This is a genomic window from Parabacteroides leei (assembly GCF_023369805.1).
In the GTDB taxonomy this organism is placed as follows: Bacteria; Bacteroidota; Bacteroidia; order Bacteroidales; family Tannerellaceae; genus Parabacteroides; species Parabacteroides leei.
In genome coordinates, this window is record NZ_JAMBQG010000014.1 from 146,170 (window position 1) to 170,841 (window position 24,672).

22 protein-coding genes are annotated in these 24,672 nt (G+C 41.5%); 16 read left to right on the top strand and 6 right to left on the bottom strand.

Features of this window, described 5'->3' with window-relative positions; translation table 11 throughout:
- Positions 1-25 precede the first annotated feature (25 nt).
- Both porV and ispF read left to right on the top strand, forming a co-directional pair.
- On the top strand, positions 26-1,222 hold the full coding sequence (porV, locus tag M1P97_RS18590; protein WP_249389850.1) for a type IX secretion system outer membrane channel protein PorV: 1,197 nt from the start codon (positions 26-28) through the stop codon (positions 1,220-1,222).
- A 27-nt stretch (positions 1,223-1,249) separates the two neighbouring features.
- Positions 1,250-1,747, top strand: coding sequence for a 2-C-methyl-D-erythritol 2,4-cyclodiphosphate synthase (gene ispF / locus M1P97_RS18595; protein WP_195373440.1), 498 nt, complete (start codon positions 1,250-1,252; stop codon positions 1,745-1,747).
- Here the strand turns inward: ispF and M1P97_RS18600 are convergent.
- Complete coding sequence (locus M1P97_RS18600; protein WP_249389851.1) at positions 1,716-2,165, bottom strand: hypothetical protein; 450 nt, start codon at positions 2,163-2,165, stop codon at positions 1,716-1,718. The genes ispF and M1P97_RS18600 overlap by 32 nt on opposite strands.
- 245 nt (positions 2,166-2,410) lie before the next feature.
- Here M1P97_RS18600 and M1P97_RS18605 point away from each other — a divergent pair, with 245 nt between their 5' ends.
- The 6 genes from M1P97_RS18605 (at position 2,411) to M1P97_RS18625 (ending at position 8,190) form a co-directional block, all read left to right on the top strand.
- Positions 2,411-2,755, top strand: coding sequence for a translation initiation factor (locus M1P97_RS18605; protein ID WP_195373466.1), 345 nt, complete (start codon positions 2,411-2,413; stop codon positions 2,753-2,755).
- A 108-nt stretch (positions 2,756-2,863) separates the two neighbouring features.
- Entirely contained in the window at positions 2,864-2,989 is a 126-nt protein-coding gene (locus M1P97_RS26310) for a hypothetical protein (protein ID WP_262893297.1), read from the top strand.
- 83 nt (positions 2,990-3,072) lie between these two features.
- Positions 3,073-6,336 carry a UvrD-helicase domain-containing protein gene (locus M1P97_RS18610; RefSeq protein ID WP_249389852.1) on the top strand — a complete coding sequence of 1,088 codons (3,264 nt, stop codon included), beginning with the start codon at positions 3,073-3,075 and terminating at the stop codon, positions 6,334-6,336.
- A 140-nt stretch (positions 6,337-6,476) separates the two neighbouring features.
- Positions 6,477-7,151 carry a phosphatidylserine decarboxylase family protein gene (locus tag M1P97_RS18615; RefSeq protein WP_195373443.1) on the top strand — a complete coding sequence of 225 codons (675 nt, stop codon included), beginning with the start codon at positions 6,477-6,479 and terminating at the stop codon, positions 7,149-7,151.
- Between the two features lie 22 nt (positions 7,152-7,173).
- Positions 7,174-7,869, top strand: coding sequence for a CDP-diacylglycerol--serine O-phosphatidyltransferase (gene pssA / locus M1P97_RS18620; protein WP_249389853.1), 696 nt, complete (start codon positions 7,174-7,176; stop codon positions 7,867-7,869).
- Positions 7,870-7,923: 54 nt separating this feature from the next.
- The gene (locus M1P97_RS18625; RefSeq protein WP_195373445.1) at positions 7,924-8,190 is read left to right on the top strand and encodes a DUF4834 family protein; all 267 of its coding nucleotides are present in this window, start codon (positions 7,924-7,926) and stop codon (positions 8,188-8,190) included.
- A 46-nt stretch (positions 8,191-8,236) separates the two neighbouring features.
- Here the strand turns inward: M1P97_RS18625 and M1P97_RS18630 are convergent, their stop codons facing one another.
- Together M1P97_RS18630 and M1P97_RS18635 are read right to left on the bottom strand one after the other, a co-directional pair.
- Positions 8,237-8,677 carry a nucleoside deaminase gene (locus M1P97_RS18630; protein WP_195373446.1) on the bottom strand — a complete coding sequence of 147 codons (441 nt, stop codon included), beginning with the start codon at positions 8,675-8,677 and terminating at the stop codon, positions 8,237-8,239.
- Complete coding sequence (locus M1P97_RS18635) at positions 8,674-8,901, bottom strand: hypothetical protein (RefSeq protein WP_249389854.1); 228 nt, start codon at positions 8,899-8,901, stop codon at positions 8,674-8,676. The genes M1P97_RS18630 and M1P97_RS18635 overlap by 4 nt, the downstream gene beginning before the upstream one ends.
- A gap of 68 nt (positions 8,902-8,969) precedes the next feature.
- Here M1P97_RS18635 and M1P97_RS18640 point away from each other — a divergent pair, with 68 nt between their 5' ends.
- The 5 genes from M1P97_RS18640 (at position 8,970) to M1P97_RS18660 (ending at position 16,212) form a co-directional block, all read left to right on the top strand.
- The gene (locus tag M1P97_RS18640; RefSeq protein WP_195373467.1) at positions 8,970-9,335 is read left to right on the top strand and encodes a YraN family protein; all 366 of its coding nucleotides are present in this window, start codon (positions 8,970-8,972) and stop codon (positions 9,333-9,335) included.
- Between the two features lie 16 nt (positions 9,336-9,351).
- The gene (locus tag M1P97_RS18645; protein WP_249389855.1) at positions 9,352-9,705 is read left to right on the top strand and encodes an MmcQ/YjbR family DNA-binding protein; all 354 of its coding nucleotides are present in this window, start codon (positions 9,352-9,354) and stop codon (positions 9,703-9,705) included.
- Positions 9,698-10,459: a biotin--[acetyl-CoA-carboxylase] ligase gene (locus M1P97_RS18650; RefSeq protein WP_249389856.1), complete on the top strand. Its 762-nt coding sequence runs from the start codon at positions 9,698-9,700 to the stop codon at positions 10,457-10,459. The genes M1P97_RS18645 and M1P97_RS18650 overlap by 8 nt, the downstream gene beginning before the upstream one ends.
- Before the next feature lie 11 nt (positions 10,460-10,470).
- Positions 10,471-11,331, top strand: coding sequence for an endonuclease/exonuclease/phosphatase family protein (locus M1P97_RS18655; protein ID WP_249389857.1), 861 nt, complete (start codon positions 10,471-10,473; stop codon positions 11,329-11,331).
- Positions 11,332-12,243: 912 nt separating this feature from the next.
- Positions 12,244-16,212: a DUF6383 domain-containing protein gene (locus M1P97_RS18660; RefSeq protein WP_249389858.1), complete on the top strand. Its 3,969-nt coding sequence runs from the start codon at positions 12,244-12,246 to the stop codon at positions 16,210-16,212.
- Between the two features lie 233 nt (positions 16,213-16,445).
- Here M1P97_RS18660 and M1P97_RS18665 read toward each other — a convergent pair whose 3' ends face one another.
- Positions 16,446-16,874 carry an Hsp20/alpha crystallin family protein gene (locus tag M1P97_RS18665; protein WP_195373468.1) on the bottom strand — a complete coding sequence of 143 codons (429 nt, stop codon included), beginning with the start codon at positions 16,872-16,874 and terminating at the stop codon, positions 16,446-16,448.
- Between the two features lie 197 nt (positions 16,875-17,071).
- Positions 17,072-17,302 carry a hypothetical protein gene (locus M1P97_RS18670; protein WP_129731516.1) on the bottom strand — a complete coding sequence of 77 codons (231 nt, stop codon included), beginning with the start codon at positions 17,300-17,302 and terminating at the stop codon, positions 17,072-17,074.
- 381 nt (positions 17,303-17,683) lie between these two features.
- Between M1P97_RS18670 and pyrH the strand changes: the two genes are divergently transcribed.
- Both pyrH and M1P97_RS18680 read left to right on the top strand, forming a co-directional pair.
- A complete protein-coding gene (pyrH, locus tag M1P97_RS18675) occupies positions 17,684-18,394 on the top strand; it encodes a UMP kinase (protein ID WP_122361228.1) in 711 nt (236 codons plus the stop codon).
- A gap of 183 nt (positions 18,395-18,577) precedes the next feature.
- Positions 18,578-21,313, top strand: coding sequence for a substrate-binding domain-containing protein (locus tag M1P97_RS18680; protein WP_249389859.1), 2,736 nt, complete (start codon positions 18,578-18,580; stop codon positions 21,311-21,313).
- A gap of 14 nt (positions 21,314-21,327) precedes the next feature.
- On the opposite strand, the gene M1P97_RS18685 is transcribed toward M1P97_RS18680, so the two are convergent.
- Positions 21,328-21,741: a DUF5053 domain-containing protein gene (locus tag M1P97_RS18685; RefSeq protein ID WP_249389860.1), complete on the bottom strand. Its 414-nt coding sequence runs from the start codon at positions 21,739-21,741 to the stop codon at positions 21,328-21,330.
- 458 nt (positions 21,742-22,199) lie between these two features.
- Between M1P97_RS18685 and M1P97_RS18690 the strand changes: the two genes are divergently transcribed.
- Positions 22,200-24,620 (top strand): M4 family metallopeptidase, encoded by a 2,421-nt coding sequence (locus M1P97_RS18690; RefSeq protein WP_249389861.1) that lies wholly within the window; start codon positions 22,200-22,202, stop codon positions 24,618-24,620.
- Positions 24,621-24,672: the final 52 nt, after the last annotated feature.

The following is a 24,672-nucleotide window of genomic DNA, read 5'->3' on the forward strand; positions in this document are numbered from 1 at the left end:
GCCGCGTATTTAACAGGAATATAGTATGATAAAGAATTCAAGAATTAGTACAACACTTATAGTAGTTTTCAGTTTACTGACCGTATTTACTACGTGGGCGCAGGATAAAAGCAAATTCGCTCCGGTCAATACAGCAGTACCTTCTCTTTCTATTGCTCCCGATGCTCGTGCCGGTGCGATGGGGGATAATGGAGCGTCTACTACTCCGGATATAAACTCACAATACTGGAACCCTGCCAAGTATGCTTTTATGTACAGCAAGGCCGGTGTGTCTTTGTCATATACTCCCTGGTTGCGCAAATTGGTTAATGACGTGGCTTTGGCTAATCTTTCCGGTTATTATAAGATAGGTGACAATGATTTGCAGGCGATAGGTGCTTCCCTGCGTTACTTTTCGCTGGGTGATATATCTTCCAACAGTACCGGTAATCCGGAGGATCAGGGATATTCTGTAAGTCCTTATGAAATGGCATTCGATGTCAGTTACAGCCGTAAATTGTCCGAATCTTATTCTATGGCCGTAGCTATGCGTTATATCCGTTCGGATATGGGACAGGATGCACAAGATGAAAGTCGTGTTCCCGGTAATGCTTTCGCAGCCGATATTGCCGGTTATCTGGAAAAGTATGTGGTTCTGGGACAGGCAGAGGCTTTATGGAGCTTAGGTTTTAATGTGTCTAATATCGGTACCAAAATATCTTATAATGGTGGTACTACCAATGAATTCTTGCCTACAACTCTTCGTTTGGGAACAGGTTTGCTTTATCCGATCGACGATTTTAACCGGATTGGTTTATATCTTGATTTGAGTAAATATCTGGTACCGAGTCTGCCTTATCTGACTGAGGGGGCAACGGATGAAGAGCGTGCCGAATATGATAAAAAGAAGCTGGAATATAATGATGTATCCGGTATCTCCGGTATCTTCAAATCTTTTGGAGACTCACCTGATGGTTTCAAAGGCGAATTGCAGGAAGTGATGGTTTCGATCGGTGCTGAATACAGCTATAACGATCAGTTTTTCTTGCGTGGAGGTTATTTCTATGAGAATGCCAACAAAGGTAACCGTCAGTATTTCTCTGTCGGAGCCGGTTTCCGTATGAGCGTATTCCAGTTGGATGCCGCTTACCTGGTAAGTACAGTTCAGAGTAACCCGTTAGACCAGACGTTGCGCTTTACCTTGTCGTTCGATATGGACGGAATCAAGAACCTGTTTCGGTAATTAATAATTAATAATGAACAATTAATAATGAAGATACGGGTAGGATTTGGGTATGACGTGCATGCCTTGGTGGCCGATCGTGAACTGTGGATGGGAGGCATACGTATTGAACATACATTAGGTCTGTTAGGCCATAGTGATGCCGATGTATTGATACATGCTATTTGTGATGCACTGCTGGGCGCAGCGAATATGCGTGATATCGGTTATCATTTTCCGGATACAGCCGGAGAATATAAGAATATAGACAGCAAGATCTTATTGCGCGACACCATGAAGTTGCTGCGTGATGCCGGTTACGAACTGGGTAATATCGATGCTACTATTGCGGCAGAACGTCCGAAACTGAATCCTCATATCCCTCTGATGAAGCAGACACTGGCCGAAGTAATGCAAGTGGACGAGGAGGATATTTCCATAAAAGCAACAACGACAGAAAAACTGGGCTTTACAGGCCGTCAGGAGGGTATTGCTGCCTATGCAACTGTGTTGATCAGCCGCCCTGACCGATCTCCAGTTCGATAATCCGTTTTTCTTTTTCCAGCAGCATCTCCGTTAGTTGAGATATCTGCTTTTTGAGGCGGACGATCTCTGCATTTTCTTTCGCCTCGTTATCCTTGCCGGAGCCGGGTTTGAGCATTTCACCCTCGCCCTCGATCAACCACTGCATCCGAACATTAGGGCAGGTCTTGAGGATGCGCAACACCGTTTTCAATTGCGGATCACAATCGCGGAAGCGTGCCGAGCGGAATGTGGAATAGGGCACTCCGCACCGCCGTAGAAGAACCCCTGTTTTCATCTTATAATGATCGGCTATCTGCTCGATCCGGTCGTAGAATGTATCCATCTGCTTTCTTGTTTTAAAGATATACGGAGACAAATATAGAAAAATAGTTGCTAAAGCATCGCTTTTACTGCTGTAAATAGCTCTTGTTGTTTTCAAAACAGCACTTATATCGATGAAAGTTGATATTTTAGTTGTAGAAGCATCACTTTGATTCTTTGAAATTGATTTCCGGGTTTCTGAAACAGCATTTACATCGTTTGAACTGGTAATCCGTGCTTCTAAAGCGTCACTTATATCATTATAACTGGTAATTTATGTTTCACAATCGTATATTTTGCCGGATATTATTGTAATTTGCCGTTAAATTTGTAGCTTTGGAACTGATAAAAACAAAATGAATGATGAAGAATAACGACTGGAAAGAGCGTCTGGGAGTGATGTATTCTACCAACCCGGACTTTCAATACAATACAGGCGATGAATCGGAGGAAGATACCCTTCCGAAAGAAAAACAACTCCTACGTATCTCGTTGGATAAACGTAACCGGGGAGGGAAGGCCGTTACTTTGATTACCGGCTTTCGCGGAACGACGGACGATCTCACCTCTCTGGGGAAGTTCCTGAAGGTGAAATGCGGTGTAGGCGGTTCCGCTAAGGACGGGGAGATTATCGTACAGGGCGATCTCCGTCAGAAAGTGCTCGAGCTGTTGCAAAAAGAAGGCTATGTGAAAAGTCGCGTTATATAACGTTCGATAATAGCAAGAAGTGAGCTATCCTATAAACAGAAAGGCTTGCTTGTTACAGGTTTATTTGCCGTCTGCTTCAGCTGACGGATTGGTAAAAGCTCTATATCTATGGACTTTAGTCCCATTGCTTACAGGTCTCAATCTAAGAGAAATGTGGCTAAAGCCAAGAAAAAGACAGCCTATCAAAACCGTCAGCTGAAGCAGACGGCAAATAAACCTGTAATGGCGAAGTAACATTGATGAGGGGATAGGCTCGAATTTGACAAATAACGAACATCTATCTTTTTTAATTAAGGACCTAATTGATATAAAATATTATGCTGACTGTTTACAGAGCTTCTGCCGGGGCAGGTAAAACCCACAAGCTGACGGGTGAATATCTGAATTTGTTATTCACCGGTACGGGTGCGTATCGCCGTATCCTGGCCGTGACATTTACCAATAAGGCGACCGACGAGATGAAAAGCCGTATTATAGAGGAATTATACAGCCTCTCCGCAGGCCGGAAGTCCGATTACGTCGATTCGTTGAAGTCCGCTTATTCGCTGACGGAAGAGCAAGTTCGCCGGCAGGCAGGCAAGATATTAAGAGATATCCTTCACGACTACTCCTCTTTCAATATCAGTACGATCGACCGGTTCTTCCAGCAGACCATGCGCGCTTTTACCCGCGAGATCGGTTTGCAGGGCGGTTACGGTATCGAGATGGATCAGGAACTGGTACTGACCTCCGCAATCGATAATCTACTGGCCGATCTGGAGAAGCCCGAAAGTAAAGAGCTCCTGGGCTGGCTGCTCCGCTTTGCCGAAGATAAGATCGAGAACGGAGGCGAATGGAACCTGCGTAAAGATATCATGTCTTTGAGTCGTGAAGTATTTAAAGAAAGCTATAAGGCTTCCAGTGATGAAGTCGCCAAAGATATCCGGGATAAGGAAGCACTGGAGAACTACAAGAATGAGCTGTTCGGCATTATCCGTTCGGTGGAAGCCGAAGCGAAACGTCTGGGGGAAAGAGGCTTGCAGATACTCGATAAATACGCCCTCCGTACGACTGACTTTAAAGGAGGCAGCCGTTCTCCGCTTACCTTGCTCGAACGGTTGGAACGGGGAGAAATGAAAGAACCTTCCGCTACGTTTATCAGTCTGGCCGATAACCTGGAGGGTTGTTTCACCAAGACAACTCCGCAGGGGGCCCGCCAGATCATCGGATGTGCTTTCGAAGACGGGCTGAATGACTGCATCAAGAATATTGTCGCTTTATTCTCCAATCTGACGGCCTATAATACGGCCCGCGAAATAGTCCGTTATTATTATACCCTCGGAATCCTGACCGATGTCTCCCGCCAGATCGCCTCTTACCGTGAGGAAAAGAATGTCATGCTGATCGCCGATACCACTGAACTGCTTAACAAAGTGATCGGTGGAAGTGATGCCCCGTTTATCTACGAGAAAACCGGTACGCATGTAGATCATTATATGATCGACGAGTTCCAGGATACCAGCGGCATGCAATGGAACAATTTCCGTCCGTTGATAGAAGAAAGCCTGGCACACGACCGGGCCAACCTGATCGTAGGTGACGTGAAGCAGAGTATCTACCGTTTCCGTAACTCCGACTGGAAACTGTTGGACGAACAGGTACAAACCGATTTCTCCACCGAAGAAGTAACGGAAGAAACATTGAAGGAGAACTGGCGTAGTTGCCGGAATATCGTGGAGTTCAATAACACCTTCTTTACCTCTATTCCCGCCCTGTTGCAGACTGTGTATAATGAAACGCTGTTGACCTCTTCGCTGAGTGAAGAGCAACGAGCCTCTTTCCTTACCAAGATCATGTCTGCCTATGATAAGAGTTACCAACAGGTGCCCCCTCCTTTTCAGCAGAAGGACGGACATGTCAGGATCGAATTCCTGTCGGGTGATGAAGAGAAGGAGTGGAAAGAAGAAGCACTCGACCGCTTGCCCCGGGTAGTCGAACAGTTACAGGACAACGGTTATGCACTGAAAGATATAGCAATCCTGGTGCGAACCAACATGGAGGGAGCTATGGTGGCGGATAAGTTGCTTTCCTACAAAGAAGAAAACCCTTCCGACCATTATAATTATGATATTATCTCCGATGAAGCCCTCTTTGTCAGCGGATCGCCTGCCGTAAGGTTCATGATCGCCCTGTTGCGCTATCTGAAGAACCCCGAAGACAAGATCAACGAACAAACAGCTTTGTATTCTTACCGGATATTAAAGGATGAACCGGCAGGAGCGGATCGTCCGGATGTCTGTTCCGTAGAAACGACCGGACTGGCTTTCCCGCCGGAGATCTCTTCCGAATTGCAGGCCCTTTCCCGCCAGTCGTTGTATGAAATATCGGAAGGACTCTTCCGGCTTTTCTCCGGTCACTTCCAGGATAATGAACAAGTCTTTGTACAGGCTTTTCTTGATATGGTGTCCGAATATACCCAAAAGGAAAGTGCCGACCTGAGCCGTTTCCTGAAATGGTGGGATGACGCAGGCTATCGTAAGACGATTGCCACGCCTGACGCACAAAATGCGATCCGTATCCTTACCGTCCATAAATCGAAAGGGTTGGGTTTTAAGGTCGTTATCATACCTTTCGGTGATTGGGAGATCGACCATAAACCGACGAAACCCGTTATCCTTTGGTGTAAGCCGGATATAAAGCCGTTCGATCGCTTACATTTGGTTCCGGTGCGTTACAGCCAGTCGTTGGGGAATACCATCTTTGCGGAAGACTATTTCCGTGAACGGTTGCATGCCTTTATCGATAACCTGAATACTTTGTATGTGGCCTTTACACGCTCGAAAGAAGAACTGATCGTCTTTGCCCCGCGTCCCAAGAAGATAAAAGAAGAGACCGGAGAGGTAGAGAAGATATCGTCTGTCGCCGACGCGCTTTGGGGCGCACTGCACTGGAAAGTAACGGATACCAAGCAAGGAGAGTCTTTAATGCCTTTGTCTCCCTCTTTCGATACAAAAGCCGGACTTTTTGAATTAGGAAGCTGGTGGCATCCGTCAGTTGCAAAGGCGGACGAATCATCCCCGGAAGAAGTAGAAATGATCCGTATCAACTCCATCTCTCCCGACGACCGCCTTCAACTCCGTTTGCATGGTAAAGGCTTTTTCTTTGATAATGAGAAACGGAAACATGGCGCGTTGATGCATGAAGTGTTGAGCCAGATACGAACACGTGCAGATATAGGATCGGCCGTAGAGAGTTACCGTCTGGCCGGAGTGATCAATAAAAGTGAAGCTGAAACATTGATCCTTCGTTTAGAGGAACTGCTTAAGACAGTGGAAGTCCTTCCCTGGTATGACGGAACAGCCCGCGTACTCAACGAAGTGGATATCCTTTTCGGCAAAGGACTGTCTAAACGTCCTGACCGGGTAATGATTACGGACGATAAAGTAGTGGTGGTCGACTATAAGTTCGGGGATATCCAGGATAAGAGACACCATAACCAGGTAAAGAATTATATGAAACTGATCCGCCAGATGGGCTACACAAAAGTGGAAGGTTTTCTCTGGTATGTCGAACAGGGTAAAATAGAGGTTGTTGATAGTTAATAGAGGTGTTTTATCCTTTTTTATTCAGTAAATAGCCGAAATACGCTTCATTTGTCAATTGTCGGCAGTCAATTGTTTTGTTATTCCACAAAAATGAATACTTTTGCAGATTGTAATAAAAACGCAGTTTTAGGAAAAGAATGAAAGTACATAAAGAAGGAACAGGTCTACTACTTACGTTATTTACGGTGTTGTTTATCGTGAATGTCGCAATATACCATACCGTCAGCAAGGAGGCGTTGTTCTATTCTGTTGCATCGGTATCGGCCATTCTCTTTCTATTGGTACTGAATTTTTTCCGTAGTCCGTTCCGTCGTTTCCCTTACGACTCCGAAGGACTGGTGATTGCCCCTGCCGATGGTACGATCGTTGCCATTGAAGAGGTGATGGAGAATGAGGTCCTTCACCGGAAGTGTTTACAGATATCTATCTTTATGTCTGTGTTCAATGTACATGCCAACTGGTTTCCGGTAAACGGGACGGTGAAACATGTTTCTCATAATAACGGACGGTTCATGGCTGCCTATCTGCCCAAGAGCAGTACCGAAAACGAGCGTTCTGCTGTTGTTATCACTACCAAGAATGGAACAGATGTGCTGGCCCGCCAGATTGCAGGCGCACTTGCACGGCGTATCGTTACTTATGCGAAGGTAGGAGAGAAATGTCATGTTGACGAACAAATGGGTTTTATCAAATTCGGGTCGCGTGTAGATGTCTATTTGCCTGTCGGAACTGAAGTTCTGATCGAGATGGATCAGAAGGTTACCGGTAATCAGACTCCGATTGCACGTTTGAGCAAATGTCCGTGCGAATAAGGCCCTGAAAATATACGAAACAATGAATATCAGAAAACATATTCCTAACTCAATTACTTGTTTGAGTCTTATTTCCGGCTGTATAGCCAGTGTAATGGCGTTGCAGGGAAATCTGTTGTGGGCAGCTATATGGATCATTATCGCTGCTGTGTTCGACTTCCTGGATGGTTTTGCCGCCCGTTTGCTGAAAGCTTATTCCCCGATGGGGAAAGAGCTCGACTCCCTTTCGGATATGGTAAGCTTTGGTGTTGCACCCGGTATGATCGTGTTCTGGATGCTGGGCCAGGCCAGTCTTCCTTTGGGAGAGATAGGACGTTACATCCCTTATCTGGCTTTTGTGATCACGGCTTTCTCCGGTTTGCGTCTGGCCAAATTTAATATCGACGAACGGCAGACAACTTCTTTTATCGGTATGCCGGTTCCGGCACATGCGTTGTTCTGGGCCTCGGTCGGATATTCATTGTCTCCTTTGAGCCAGGCTAATCATGTTCTGTTTATTGTGATTACATTGGTGGTGGCGTTGGCTACCTCTTTATTGCTTGTGTCTGAGATACCCATGTTCTCGTTAAAGATCAAGTCGGTTGGCTGGAAAGGTAATGAAAGACGCTATATATTAGTCGTTTGTGCAGTCTTGTTCGTTGCCTTTTTCGGTATGCTTGGTATAGCCGGAACGATTCTTCTCTATATCCTCTTGTCTATTTTTAACAGAAGACACTAAACAAGAGGTTTGGTCTATGTGTTTCTCTTATAAACCAACTAAGTAACGAATATTATGTTTAAGTTTTTGTTTGTAATGTTTTTCTTCTTCATCCTGTTAGTTTTTTTGATGGGCTTCTCTATTCTGCGCACATTTAAAAATATGTTGTTCGGTAGCGGAAGCAGCAATGAAAAGAAGGGAGAACAACGTCGTCAGACAAGCAGTTACTCTGGCGGGCAACAGCAGTCGCATGCTGCTGAGGATGATTACGCTTCTGCAAACCGTAAGAAGATTTTTGCAAAAGACGAAGGCGAGTATGTCGACTTCGAAGAGGTGAAATAGTAATATGCAAACAGTATCCCGCGCTTTTGACGTGGGATTTTTGTTTTTATCTTCTCTGCCGGAAGAATTTCTGCATCTCTTCCGCACATTCCTTTTCCATCACTCCCTTTTTTACAACGGCCTTCGGATGAAATGCTTTCGGGGCATATTCCTGGTATCCTCTCTTTTCGTCGCCGGCACCGTATACGATCGTACTTAGCTGTGACCAGCCGATTGCTCCTGCACACATGATACAAGGTTCTACTGTCACATACAGACTGCATCCGGTCAGGTATTTCGCTCCCAATACACCTACGGCAGCAGTAATAGCAAGCATTTCCGCATGGGCCGTCGGATCGTTCAACCGTTCCGTCTGGTTATGGGCACGGGCAATGATCTGATTGTTACATACAACTACCGCCCCTACGGGCACTTCCCCTTCGGCCGCGGCAGCACGTGCTTCCACCAGGGCCTGTTTCATAAAATATTCGTCGTTAAATGGATTCATCGTCTCATTTCGTTTTCCTTGAAGAGCGTAGGATAGTCCTCTCCCAGCGTCTTGAGTATGTGTGAAAGGATGGTTTCACGATACCACCGGGATTTGTTTTCTATGTTATATCTGGCCAGATAGCGGTCGACAGCCTTCTGCTCTTCTTCATTAAGCATAAAAGTAACCTTATATACCCGCGGACGGTTGGGTTGTGGAGCTGAATATTTCCGTTTCTGTGCCATAATGTGCAAATGTACAAGCGAAAGCGCAAATAAAAAAGAAAAACAGTATATTTGTGCAAATTAATAAGATGGCTGAAGGAAACAATTTAGGTAGAGACGGAGAGGCTGTTGCACGCGACTTTTTGATTCGTCAGGGCTATACGGTTCTGCACTCGAACTGGCACTGGCATCATTACGAATTGGATATTGTTGCCCTGAAAGACAGCGAGATAATCGTTGTCGAGGTAAAGACCCGTTCGGAAGACTTTCTTATCTCGCCCGAAGAGGCTGTCGACAATAAGAAAATAAGGCGGATCGTAGCCGCAGCAGATGCTTATGTCCGTTATTTCAATCTCGACTATCCGGTTCGCTTCGATATTATAACCCTCATAAAGGGCCGGGAAGGCTATAAGATCGAACATCTGGATGATGCTTTCTACGCTCCTTGCAGATAATAAAACAAAGAAAAGTATGAATATAGAAGAAGCCCGCGAATATTGCCTGTCGCTGAGAAATGTTACGGAAAGTTTTCCGTTTGACGATGTCTCTCTGGTTTTTAAAGTGGAGAACAAGATGTTTGCTCTTCTGTCGTTAGATGCGGAAGAACCATATATCGCTTTGAAATGCAGCACTGATTATACGGAAGAACTGCGTGATCGTTATACCGCTGTGGAACCGGCTTATCACTTCAATAAAAAGTATTGGAACGGTGTTTATCTGGAACGCGATATGCCAGCCGAAGAGGTCTGCCGTTGGATTCATCATTCCTATCGTGAAGTAATAGCCAAACTGCCAAAAAAGATAAGGGAAACATACGATGAATGAAGAAAACGAAGCGCCGCGCTTTATCCGCCTGAACGAAACGACCTCTACGAATAACTATCTCCGTGGACTGGTCGGTAAAGAATCGCTACCGGAAGGAAGCGTAGTTGTTACTGAGTTTCAGACAGCCGGACGTGGACAGGTAGGCAACTCATGGGAGTCGGAAGATGGCAGGAACCTGATGTTCAGTGTGATCCTTTATCCTGACTTCCTTCCGGCCAACCGTCAGTTCCTGATTTCCCAGATAGCTGCGCTCAGCGTAAAAGAGACACTCGATCAGTATATCGACGATGTAACGGTGAAATGGCCGAACGATATCTATTGGAAAGACCGGAAGATATGCGGCATGTTGATAGAGAACGACCTGACGGGGCATTCGCTCTATTGTTCAGTGATCGGTATCGGTATCAATATAAACCAGCGGGAGTTCCTGAGCAATGCTCCCAATCCGGTTTCACTGTTCCAGATCACCGGTCGGGAATATGATCGGGAAGAACTGTTGAACAGTTTCCTGAAACGTTTTTACGACCGTTATCTCGGCTTGATCCTGGAGAAGGAGGAAGAGATACGGAATAGTTATATGGCTGCCCTTTATCGTGGAGAGGGCTTTTATCCGTACCGTGATGAGCAGGGAGTTTTCCGGGCACGTATCCGGGGCATAGAACCGACCGGTCATCTGATCCTCGAACTGAATGACGGGGAAGTAAGGCGGTATGCGTTTAAGGAAGTATCGGTAGTCGACAATAATTCAATCTAAATACTATGGCAATGAAGCGATTATTAAAAAGTGGATTTCTATTGTTTCTGTTATCTTTGTTTATATCTCCGGTATTGGAAGCCCAGACTTATGAACGCGATTGGCGCACCGATCGTCAGAAGATAAAGATTATCTCTTACAACATTATGGACGGTTTCAGTGACGGCACCGATCAGGATCGTATCGCTCGTTTCACAGCCTGGGTAAAAGAGCAATCGCCTGATGTATTGGCACTGAACGAACTTTGTGGCTTCACCGAAGCCAAGCTGAAAGAACTGGCTGCCGGATACGGTCATCCGTATGCCGCTATTGTGAAGGAGAACGGTTATCCGGTCGGTCTTACTTCCAAAACGCCTATCAAAGTAATCGACCGGAAAATAGATGGATACGGACATGGCTTGTTACATTGTAAAGTGCTCGACATGGACTTTCTGGTAACGCATCTGAATCCTTCCGATCGTCTGAAACGTAAACAGGAAGCGGATAATATTGTAAACTATATACATAGTAACCAGCTGACCAGTTGCTTGTTGATGGGTGATATGAATGCCCATTCTCCTTTCGATGCTTCCTGGACAGACGAGCATCTGGAGAATTATGCAGTTATATCAACTTTTATGGCTGCTTCATTGCATGATATCTGTTATATGTTTACCCCTGATAGTCAGCGTTATTCATTCCCGACCCGTATCCTGGCCAGTTCTCCGAAAGGAGAAGCCTTGCGTCGTCAGCAGGAACGGATCGATTTTATCTTTGTTACCGATAGCCTTCGCTCTAACTGTGTAGATGCTCAAATTTATAACGGCCCCGATAACGATTACCTTTCCGATCATTACCCGGTTGGCATCAGTATGTTTATTCCGAAAGAATAGCCGGAAGATTCTTTTTCGTATTTATGGCGTCAATGGCTGTAAATATGGGCTGTATCCGTTGAATATAAATACTTATGAAGGTGACGACGTACTGTTGGTATAGCGTCACCTTTCTTTTTTACACCCTATTTAAAATATCAGTGTTACAGTTAAGCAATTTCATCACTATCTTTAAACCTCTTATTCAGCATGATTAAATATTTTTCTCCTGTACTTTAAATAAGTAATATATACTTTACGAATATGTAAGGCAAGCCTTACTTTTTTGCAAGGCTTGCCTTGCGTATCCGTATCCCTAGCCTTACGTATTTAAAATAGCTGACAAATCCCATAAATTGTCATATACTTTAGGCTTAGTGTTCCTTATGAAAATCTTTAATTATGCCGATGATCTGAAAAAGAGCTCCCAAAAGTAGTGGGTGACGCTGGATTTAAAGGTGGCGTCATCTGTAAAGTGTAGATATATAGCTTGTTATGAGTGTAAGGATGCCTTTGACGCCAAATTAAAAGAAAATTATATTTATAAAAGGTACGCGCGTACATTAATATATATAATAGCTATATTTATAGGGGTAATTTATTGCATTAAATGCTATGAAAAATAAGAGAAGAATATCTTATTATGACTGACTAAATAAAACGACCGTTTATTCTCGTCAACAAAAGTACTTATAACTTTTGAAATCACAATCCTTTTTCAAAGAAAAATATCTTTAGTATCTCCTTTCTTATCAATAGAATAGCAAAACAAGTACGAAATTCTATGTTTTGACTACAAACAGACGTTTCCCTCAAAAGCATGACTAGAATAAACGGTCGTTTTTTCTAGTCACTCAAATTGGACTAGAGTATGTAAATGATTGAACAAGAACTATTTCATTAACACTATTATTAATATTAAAATTTAGATTTATGAACAAAAAGTTTTCTACTTTGGTAGCTGGCGTCCTGCTGGCGACAAGTATTGGAACTGTAAATGCTGCTCCTAGCTATGCTAAGTATGTTGCTCCAGCAACACCTACTTATGCACAGGCAATTAAAGCTGGTACTTATTATCAGTTGAAGACTGCTACTACTAAAGAAGTGATAGCTATGGTTCCGGTAAACAATGGTGCTGCCTATCAACTACAGGCTGTGGCTACAGACAATGTAGTGGATGCTCGTTTTACTTTATGGACTATTGATGTACAGGGTAACGCTACAGATGGTTATCGTTATGCATTTGTTAACTTGGGAACGAGAACAGCTTTGGCTGTTGATCCGTCTACTGCTTTAAAAGCATTAAATACTTCTGCTGATGCTACAAACATTGGTGGAGATGTGGCTTTGTGGAAATGGCATGATGCTCCGGATCCTGTAAATGGTTTTAAAAATCTCACAACTAAAGAAGTTGCATTAACCTCTGTATTTGGGGCGAAGAATGACTCAGTTGTTACTTTGGTAAAAGGAAGCTCTAGTGTATATGCATTGAAATATGCATTGAATAATCCTGTGGCAAGCCTGTCAAATAGCCAATTAAAAGTTGTTCCTGTTGATCCTCAGGCGATTGTTTTAGGTGTAGATGATCTGAACTCTATGCTTTGGGCTAATACAGAAACTGGAAAATTGAAATTGACATTCGATAAAGATGTTGAAGGTGGTAATCCTGCTGCAATAAACTTGTTTACTAAACAAGAATATAAAGCTGTTGCACCGGTAGGTTTCCCTGCTAATTTCACAGCACCTGCAACTCCGGGTAAAGATGAATTAACAAATAATTTAAATTTGGCTGCAAAGTATAACGAACTAACCAATGCTGAATACGATTATCTGGAAGCAGTTGTAGTTGAAGCTTTTGGTAAATCTATCAAAGCGTTGATGCCTGAGGCTACATTTACAGCAGATCATAAAGCAGTATGGGATATTTATAGTGCTATTGCTACTGCTGCAAATACTGGAGAATATAATAAAAAAACAGATAAGGCTGATATTGAAGCAATTGTTAATGCAACAGTGGTAACAGGTGTTGAAGATGCTACTGTAACAGCAGTGAAAGCCGCATTGAATACGATGCTTTATTCTCATCCGTCAGAAGCTTATGGTGTTAGTACTAATGATTTGACATCTGCTTCTTTAGGTTTGAGTAGAGCTTTTGAAGAACTGGATAAAATTATAAAAGGTGATACTTTTGACGGTGTTTCTACCATAGTAGCTGGTTATACAACATCAAAAACAACAGCAGAAACAGTTTTGAAAGCAAAAACTCCGGAAGCTTATGGAGAATTTAAGACTGCTGCAATGTCAGATGGTTGGGTTTCTTTGAAAGCAAATGATGAAACAGAAGATGCATCAAAAATGACTTATTTGGCTGTTGATACAAACTTCGTTACAAGCAAAGCTGGTAATAAGCATCTCGCTTTTGCTATTAAGAATTTTAAAGATCAGAGAATTCACAATGCTTTGGATCGTACTCGCCATGATTTGAATGGTCGTTTCAATTTCCAGTTTGTATGGTATCCGTCTTCTGACTCTATTGTAATTCGTACAGCAGGTTTTGCAAAAAAACAGGATGATACGAAGTTCTGGACTCAAATGACTTCAGCAACAAATCCTCAGGATCTAGGAATCTGGAAAGCTAATGCAGCAGCATTGGAAACAACTAATGGTACAGCTGTGGACATTGATGCTAGCAATCTTCCTTTTGAACAGAATTTAATTAAAATAGCTGTTCTTGCTGATAACCATCGTGAAGTAACTGTAGGAAGTTCTGAATATAAGGCAGGTTCTACTCCTATTTCTACAATTAATACAAAGATTACTATCAATGGTTCTTCTAAATATGCGAAGACAACTTTACCTTCAGGTGTTTATTTCTTCAACTTGGCTTCTAACGTGAAGAAAGTTCAGAATGGTAAATATTTGGTTGCAGACTTCTGTGGCACTAATTTGGAATATGCTTCTGAAGAACAATCTCAGCTTTATGGACAGGCTCAGGACTTCGGCCATATGCCACGTACGCAGTGGGTTGTTGAACAGAACCCTGGTTTGCCGGGTGAACAGACTGTAAACATTTACAACCGTGAATTCCCTGCAAAGAGTGTAAAAAATGTTCAGTTGTATAAAGGTGCTGACGCAAGCCAGATCTTTGCGCAGGTAGGTATGTTTGGCTATGTTTCTACAGATACTTTGGCTTGGGTTAAGGCTGAAGTTAAGAAACCGCTTGCTGGTATTCTTACTAACAAATATCTGGGTTATGCTTCTGTAACTGAAGATGCATTGTCAAAGATTGCTTTCAATATGGACTATTTCAATGGTATCCAGGTTGGTAATTTTGTAAATGTAAATACAACAGCTGTTGATACAACTGTTTATGTAGACCTGAAAGGTGAAAAAGTAACAGTTGAATTGGATACAGTTAAACCGCTTTATGATGTTAAGTATGGTTATGTAGGTTCTGTTGCACCTCAGTTGTATAAGAAAGCATATCGTATCCGTGTATATGATAGCTCTAAACTGGGTAATAATAACAAGTTTGTTGTTGAAGATCCGAATAACGAAAATACATATGCTATCTCTGCTGATAAATCAAAGGCTGCTGAATTCTATCTGAAAGAAAACAACCAGTTGATCTCAGAAGAAGGTGATACTACTTGCTATTATGCATTGATTAGTGCAAATAAGAAAGAAGATCCGACTCGTGTAGGTGTACGTGATGCATCTATGAAGTTCTCTATCGAAGGTCAGTGCAGCGAAGAACGTGTTGCAACATTCGCTTTGAAAGAAAGTACAACTCCTCTGTATCGTCGTCTGGGTGTTTCTAATCCTGAAGATGGTCTGAAAGATATGGATGTTAACAAGTATGCTAAGATCTATAGAGTAAACAGCACAGCTAAAGAATATCTGTATGAAGATGCTTATAGCGTTTATTCTAAGGAAAAAGGAATCAACTTCCTGGGCGTAGAAGGTAAGGGTGACAACAAACTGTCTGCTCTGTATGTTGATACTGCTTATGTACGTAATGAGACTAAGATGCCTCAGTATATGTTTGCTGTAGACGTAACAGAAGTTCCTGCTGGTATGTTGTGTCCTGATAATCCAGAACATAATACAGATGAATATATCGCTAACCACGGTGATTGCGGTCACAAAGTTCCTTCTCAGGGTTATAAGATCGGTCGTTATTTAGTTAATGCACAGGATTCTGTACAGTTGGCTGCTAACGGTAAGGATTATATCTGGAATGAAAAGTATACTCGTCTGTCATTCACATGGGCAAAACATATCGGTGATACTTTGATCGTAATGCGTCATGGTAAAGATATGAACCTAGCTGCATTGGCTGTTGCTTCAGACTCTATCTTCCTGGGTGACAACAAGCACAATATGACTACATGGACTTTGGATGCTGATCCTAGCAAGAACACTAAGGGTGATTCTATCAATGCTGCTCACGAATATGGTATCAAGAATGCAGTATTCGCATTGCGTCTGGTTGATGATAAACCTGCTTGTGACTTCCTGATCGAATCAGTTGGTGACAAACCTATTCCTACAGATGGTAAGGGTGGTTGGATTAAAATCCAGAATGGGGTTCCTGTAATTGCAAAAGCTGCAAACTACAACGAAGCTATCCTCGATACTGAAATCTTCAACATCGAACCGACTGAAGAAGTAGCAACATCTAACGATGCTATCACTGCCAGTGAAGTTTCTGTAGTTGCCGGTAACGGTAAAGTTACTATCAAAGGTGCTGCAGGTAAGACTGTTACAATCAGCAACATCTTAGGTCAGGCTATTGCTAACACAGTACTTTCTTCTGACAATGCAGAAATCGCTGCTCCTCAGGGCGTAGTTGTAGTTGCTGTAGAAGGCGAAGCTGCTGTTAAAGCAATCGTTAAATAAGAAATAATGAAATAATTCTAAAATTACCGCTACGCGGTTGTCAGGTATAGACGTTGCTTGCAGCGTCTATACTTCAACCAATTACCCCGTGACGGGCGAACAGGTAGCCGTATTAATACTAAAGTAATAAAATAAAGTTCATCTGTCGGTATCCCTGAGAAGAGAGAAGTCAGATAAAAAAATACCCCCCGACGGATATTCCGACGGGGGGTATTCATTTTGTTATTTATAAGTTACTTAATCTCAATATTCCTCTGCAGTTTTGCAGCTTCGACCGGAGCTTTTTTAGGAACATCCACTGTCAACACACCGTGTTCTACTTTTGCACTGATCTGTTCTTTTTCAACATCGTCCGGCAATATCATCGTCTGCTGGAATTTAGAGTATGAAAACTCACGGCGCAGATAGCGTCCGTTATGCTTTTCATCTTTGTTTTCACTCTTCTTTTCCATGGAGATAACCAGACAATTGTCTTCGTCAATACGAACGTTGAAATCATCTTTAGTCATTCCCGGAGCAGCTAATTCTATTTTATAATCTTTTTCGCTTTCAATCACATTGATGGCAGGCGCTGTAGAATTAGCTTTTTCCATCCAGTCGTTATCGAAGAAATCATTGAAGACACTCGGTAACCAATTTTGATTTTTTCTGATCGGCATCATAATTAAATCTCCTATATTTAAGTTACACATTCAATAATTTATTGAACTCCGGGCTCTTTCCGAACCCCTCGTTCGCTTATCAATATACAAACTGTGTGCCAAATGAATTTATTATCCAGATATGTCTTTTTGTCATTAAATCAGTCTTTTGTTTGATTGTTGGCTGACAAAATGTAAGAATAACTTATGATTGGATGTTAATTTGTTCCGTTTTTCTTCACCTTATCAGTGACATGTTCAACACGGTCGGCAATATATTCGGCTTCATTGACACCTTTATCTACTACATTCTTGAATTTTTTCTTTGCCATGTCCGTCAGCTGAGTAACGTCATTGTGAATACATTTGAATTTACCGTCATCTTCCATTTTGCGAAGTACGTAACCGATGACTGCACCGGCGGCGATACCAATTAATACATTTTTCATAACTACATAATTTTAAATTGATTCTTTTTGTTCAACGTTTCTTTTCTATGAAACAGAGTGTTCCTTTATATTGTTCAGCCCTGAAAAGTAAAAAGATATATGAAATTGTGAAAACGACATTCCCCGTCTCTTTCCGCTGAAAGAAACAGGGGAATGCTAAAGTTAGGAAGAAGGTTTGGTCAATATTCTTAGTGTTTCAAAATAAGGAATAAAGTGTGTGTTTCATTTCAGGAGCAAAAGTAAAGTGTATGCGTTGCAAACCTGTTACATTTGCTATACGGTTTTATTAAATAATACCGCAATAATTCCTTACTGATATTGTTTGCTGATTGAAATACTGTATTTTTGCAGAAGAACATTTAGAAATCAAAAAATAGCAAGATGGCACAATACAAACGAATTCTTCTGAAACTAAGCGGTGAGTCGCTGATGGGAGGGAAACAATACGGTATCGACGAAGTTCGTCTGAACGAGTATGCAACACAAATCAAGGAAATTGCCGAAATGGGTGTACAGATCGGAATTGTGATCGGTGGTGGTAATATCTTTCGTGGCCTGAGTGGCGCATCCAAAGGATTCGACCGGGTGAAGGGAGACCAGATGGGAATGCTGGCAACGGTTATCAATAGCCTTGCATTGAGTTCTGCGTTGGTTGCACAAGGCGTGAAGGCAAAGGTGCTGACTGCCATTCGTATGGAACCGATCGGTGAGTTTTATAATAAATGGCGTGCCATCGAACTATTGGAACAAGGTAATGTCGTAATCATGTCCGGCGGTACGGGTAATCCGTTCTTTACTACCGATACCGGTTCTTCCCTGCGAGGGATCGAGATCGAAGCCGATGTGATGCTGAAAGGTACCCGCGTAGATGGCATCTACACGGCCGATCCGGAGAAAGATCCTACGGCAACCAAATTTTCAGATATCACTTATGATGAAATATACACTCGTGGCCTGAAGGTTATGGATCTGACGGCAACTACCATGTGTAAAGAAAATAACCTGCCGATCATTGTCTTCGATATGGATACTAACGGTAACCTGAAAAAGGTGATGAGCGGGGAAAATATCGGAACATTGGTCCATAACTAGTTCTTTATTCTGTTTAACAGACAATTGGCCTCTTTCTTCGTTATGGAGAAAGAGGTTTTTTGTATGTGGATGTGAGGTATGGTACAATTGTTATCGAGTTTATGACATTTGTGATAGTCTTCTCAGAGGATATTATTTTATTTTTGTACTTTAGTCAATGTAAAATAAATCTGAAGATAATACATGAAAAAACAATCCTGTCTGGCATTGGTGAGACGCATAAAATACTTTTTGTTATTGTCTTTCTTTTCTTTATTGGTAGTAAGTTGTAATACCTTGGAAAAAGAAAAGAAGTATATAATCGGTGTCTCGCAATGTATGCTCGACGATGCCTGGCGGCAGGCGATGGTAAAGGAAATGCAGATTGAAGCTTCCAACTATGACAATATTGAAATAATCGTCAAGGATGCGAACAGCAATAACGATACACAGATCCGGCAGATAAAAGAATTGATAAACGACAAGGTGGATGTATTGATTATCTCCCCTTTTCAATCGAACCCGATCACGGAAGTTGCCGAAGAGGCGTACAAGGCCGGTATTCCAACTATTATCACCGACAGGAAAGTCAATACGGATTTGTATACGACATTCGTCGGTGCCGATAATTATACGATCGGATATGCTGCCGGTAGTTATGCTGCCAGGTATCTTCCTCCTTCGGCTTCTATCTTGGAAATATGGGGGTTGTCGAGTTCTTCTCCGGCACAGGAACGCCATCAGGGGTTTATAGATGCCTTGGTGAAACGGTCTGACTTAAGTTTCCGTAAAGTAGAAGGAGAATGGGTGTATGATACGGCAAAAGTACGTTTGAAACAGTTGGAATGGCCGTTCAAGGTGGATTTTGTTTATTCCCATAATGATATGATGGCTATTGCCGCCCGCGAATATTTCATAGAAAAGGCTCCGGAATGGGCGGAAAAACTACCGATTATCGGAGTGGATGCAGTGGCAGGAGCCGGACTTGAAGCTGTGGCCGACGGACGTATCAATGCCTCTTTCCTTTATCCTACCGGAGGTGAACAGGTGATACGTACTGCTATGAAAATCATTAACGGAGAGTCGGTTCAAAAGTATATCCCTTTGCAAACCGGGGAGATCGATAAGATCAGTGCACGGACTCTCTTAATACAATCCGCCCGCCTCCTGAATTACCAAAAAAGGATCGAACAACAACGTACGAACCTCGATACGTTGCTCAACCGTTTTAATTTCCTGCAGGACTCTTTTCTGATCATTTCCATCCTGATGATCGGTTTTGTACTTCTTTCTATCTATACTTTCCTGATTAATTTTAAGTTGAAGAAAACCAATCACGAACTGCGCGAGATCAACCGGAAGGAGGAAGAACAACGAGAAAAGCTTATCCAGTTGAACGCCGAGATAAAAGAAGTGACAGCACAAAAACTACAATTCTTTACGAATATTTCCCACGAGGTTCGTACTCCGCTGACTCTGATCCTCGGCCCTTTGGATAAGTTGTTGAAGTTGATGCATGATTCTCCCTACCTGCGCGACCTGCAATTGATGCAGAAGAATGCGGATCATCTGTTGCGCGTCATCAACCAGATACTTGATTTCCGGAAGGTGGAGAATAAGCAGGAGAAGCTGAAGATACGTAAGACGGACCTTATTGCTTTCATCCGTGAGATCAAATCTTATTTTGAAAGTATGGCTACTGTGCGGCATATTAATTTCACTTTTACTTCTGAGTTGAAGGAATGTATGCTGTGGTTCGATCCGGTGATGATGGAGAAGGTTCTGGTCAACCTGCTATCCAACGCATTTAAGTTTACTCCTGAAAATGGGACGGTTCATATAAGCCTGGCTGAGGTAGATAATAAAATACAGGTCTTGGTAGAAGATAGTGGTCGGGGTATTCTTCCTGAGAATATACCTTACCTTTTTACCCGTTTTTATACGGGAAATGCTTCCAACGGAACCGGAATAGGACTTCATCTGGTGAAAGAATATGTCGATATGCATCATGGAACGATCGCGGTAGAGAGCACTCCGGGAGTAAAGACGGTTTTTTCCCTGACATTGTTGAAAGGAAAAGAGCATTTTACAGATGGTTATGTTACTGAACTGCCTATTTCCCCGTTGGCTTATGATGCTTCCCAATTGGATGACTCTACCGAAAAAGAATTGTTGTCAGTCAAATATCCATATACCATTCTGATCACGGAAGATGATGAAGAGGTGAGAACATACCTGAAAGAGGAGTTGCAGGATAATTTCGATATATTGCTTGCTGCTAACGGAAAAGAGGCATTGGAAGTTTTGGCAACCGAAGATGTATCGTTGGTATTGAGTGATGTAATGATGCCTGAAATGAACGGTTTCGATCTGTGCCGTCATATCAAGACAAATCTATCGACCAGCCATATTCCGATTGTTTTGTTGACCGCCCTTTCCGACGAACGTCAACGTAACTTCGGATTATCAGGAGGTGCGGATGAATATATCCAGAAGCCTTTCCGTATTAATTTCGTCAAACTGAAGATTATCCGTATTCTGGAAGAGCGTAAACGACTACGCGAACAGTTGCTTGAGAAACTGCAAAAAGGAAACCTGTTACTGACCGAGCCGGAAAAGGTAAAGAACATGGATGATGTGTTCCTGAATAACTTTATCAAATGTATAGAAGAAGTCTATGCAGATACTGAATATAATGTAGAGAAACTGAGTGATACGTTAGGCTTGTCCCGCGGACATCTTCACCGGAAAATAAAAGAACTGACCGGAACGACACCTGTCGAATTCCTTCGTAATTATCGCCTGAGTAAAGCGGCGGCCTTATTAAAACAAAAACAATATACAGTAAGCGAAATTGCTTATCAGACCGGTTTTTCTTCACCGGCTTACTTCTCCAAATGCTTTAAGCAGGTGTATGATGTTACACCGACGGAATATTAAATGATCGGCCTTGTTCACACAAGCCGTAATGCAGAAATACGCAGACTGATATCTTTCAAAGCCATTTCCAGAATAACTAACTCATCACGGGTAAATCGGCTAACTTTGCCATGCACCAAATTTCCGTTCAAACGCTGGTAGAACCAGGATGAGGATTTATTGAAATAATCCTTTGACAATTTAGAAACAGACAAATAAGGCAATACCGGTTCCAGTCGCTCCCGGATCGAAAGTTGTTCTTTTATCTCAATAACTTCTCGATGAATATTATCAAAGTCATTTTGTACACCAGTGGTTAGTTCTTCAACTTCTTGGTCGGTCATACTATCCATCAGGTCAGTCATCTGTAGATCGATGGTTGGGCGATCTGCCTCGGCACTCTGTTTCCACAGCTCCTTTAATTCAAAAAAACGATTCACTTTGTCCATTTTATTTTATTTATGAGTTATACAAAAAGGGTAACCGGGTCTTTAGCCCATCGTCACTATGCATAGAACGTTTGTCTTAACGACATTACAAAGATAATAAAAATATTATCGTTCTCGCTTTCCCCTGATAAATAACAAATGTCGCGTCCCTATCACAAATGTCACATTTTATCCTTAAATCTTTATGTATGTGACAATTTTGATACGCTTAAATGAATATTTTATCACCTGTTATCGGGAGAGGGAATACTTTTGCTTTCACCAAATCATTGTTAAACAAATGAACTTAATATATATGTTCATATTAATTAAATGGATAGGAGGTGTTGATAATAGAAAAATGGAATCATATTGTTTCTTCAAAGTGCATTCTAGGAATGTAGCTTTTGTGTTTACTAGTATTAATTGGGTCATAGAGTTAATAATGTTCTATAGACCTCTAATAAATCTATTTACATATGAAAAATTTAGTCTTATTTTTAATATTGATATGTTTGAGTGGTAATACTTATTCTCAGAATATCAATGATAGTATTGTCTATGATGTAGATAAAGTCATACCATCGTTTGTTAGGCTTTCCGGGCAAAATTCAATAAAGTATTCAAAACAAAGAATTGTTCAGGATAAGGTTTTAGAAGCGAAAACAATTTTAACAGACGTTTTGCCATTGGGAAAAAATGTTTCAGTTTTATTACATGAAAGTAACTCTGTTATAAGTGATGATCATGTCTCTTTTACTCAGTATTATAAAGGAATTAAAGTTGAAGGTTCCCAATATCATGTACATTATAAAGATGATGTAGCAGAAAGTATTAATGGTAATTTTAGAACGATAACAGCTACTGATGTCGTTCCTGGTATATCTGAACGAACTGCACTTGCAAATGCGTTAGCTTATGTTGGTGCAGAATCTTATATGTGGGAGAATGAAGAAAATGAAGCTTGGTTGAAGAAAGAACAGCAAGATTCAACAGCAACGTTTTATCCTAAAGGAGAACTCGTTATTTATTTTAGTGATAGTATTCCTATTCTTACGTATAAGTTTAATATTTATGCTAATAAGCCACTAAGCCGCAATTATGTATATGTAAATGCAGATGATGGTAAGGTAGAAGGTAAGAATTCTTTAATTTATCAAGTTGCTGGTTCTGCTTCTACTAGATATAGTGGAGTGAGAAATATTGAAACACAAAGTGCTTCTGGAGGTTTTCGTCTTCATGATTATTCTCGTGGAAGTGGAATAAAAACATATAATTTAAGTGGACGGTCTAATTATGCTGATATTGATTATGTTGATAATGATAATAACTGGACTGCGACAGAATGGCATAATGCCAATAATGATGATGCTGCATTGGATGCACATTGGGGAGCGGAAATGACTTATGATTATTTTAAGAAAATATTTAATAGAAATAGTTATGATAATCGTGGTTCCGTATTACTTAATTATGTAAATGCGACATTGACTAATTTTGGTTACAATAATAACAATAATGCTTTTTGGGATGGACAACGTATGACCTATGGAGTAGGAACTACTTGGGACGCGGTGACGTCATTAGATGTAATTGCTCATGAAATATCACATGGTATAACTTCCTCTACGGCAAATTTGGTTTATCAGAATGAGTCAGGGGCTTTGAATGAAGGTTTTAGTGATATATGGGCAGCCTGTGTGGAAAATTATGCAAAAAGTGGAAGTGGAAATAATATATGGCGTATTGGAGAGGATATTATGTCTGGGGCTTTGAGATATATGGATAATCCTAAAATGGGAGGGCAACCGGATACTTATCAAGGAGCTAATTGGCATACAGCAAATACTGATCATGGTGGTGTACATACAAATAGTGGGGTTTTAAATCATTGGTTTTATTTATTGTCAGTAGGTGGTTCGGGAACAAATGATTTAGGAAACTCTTACGCAATCCAAGGAATAGGCATAGATAAAGCTGCAAAAATTGCTTATAACACTTTGACGAAGTATTTAACGTCTAATTCAAATTACTCGCAAGCTTGTAATTATAGTATCATGGCTGCAACATCTTTATATGGTGTTGATTCTGAAGAAGTGATACAGGTAACAGACGCTTGGTATGCTGTTGGCGTTGGATCTGGCTTCCCTTTCAAAATACTTGGTACCAACAATATTTGTCCAAGACAAAAAATAGTTGAATATAGGATACCGAAGTCTGGATCTGGTTTTGTTTGGCAAGTATCAGGTAAAGTAAAAATACTTTCTGGTCAAGGAACAAATAAAATTCAAGTTGAAATGCTTCAGGAAAGAGAACTTGCTGAGATTTCGGTTACCTGTGGTAATAAATCTACTTCTAAAAAAATATTTTTGGGAATACCTGTTGTAACTTATGTCAATGGACCGGCAAGAGTGAGAGTTGGAGAAAGGGTTGTATATTCGGTAACTCCTGTGACTGAAACTGCAGAACTTTTTAATCCTTATAAATGGACTGTATCTCCTAATGCAACTAAATATGCTTATAAGAATAGTTGTGAGGTAACTTTCCCTAATTCAGGAAATTATCTTGTTATGTGTCAGGGCGATTCGCCATGTGGAAATCAAAATACAGGAGGTTCTCTAACAGTAACTGCTTTCTCCGGTTATTATTTAGTCTCCTCTTTGGCTTCAAAAAAAGTAGAATTATCTTTGGTTGAAAATTTAGATGAAAAAATGTTGTTACAAAGATCTTCTCTGGTTTCTTACGAGTTATATAGCAAAGGTACTGGTATATTGAAAAGTAAAGGTCAGATGAATAGAGAAGGTGATGTTTTAGATTTTTCTAATTTGCCTAAAGGAGTGTATGTGATAAAAATTCAACTATCACAAAATGAATATGAGACGCATAGCTTGACTTTGTAAGTTGGATTTCGATTAATGGATAATGAGACTTGATATAAATAGGGCACTGACT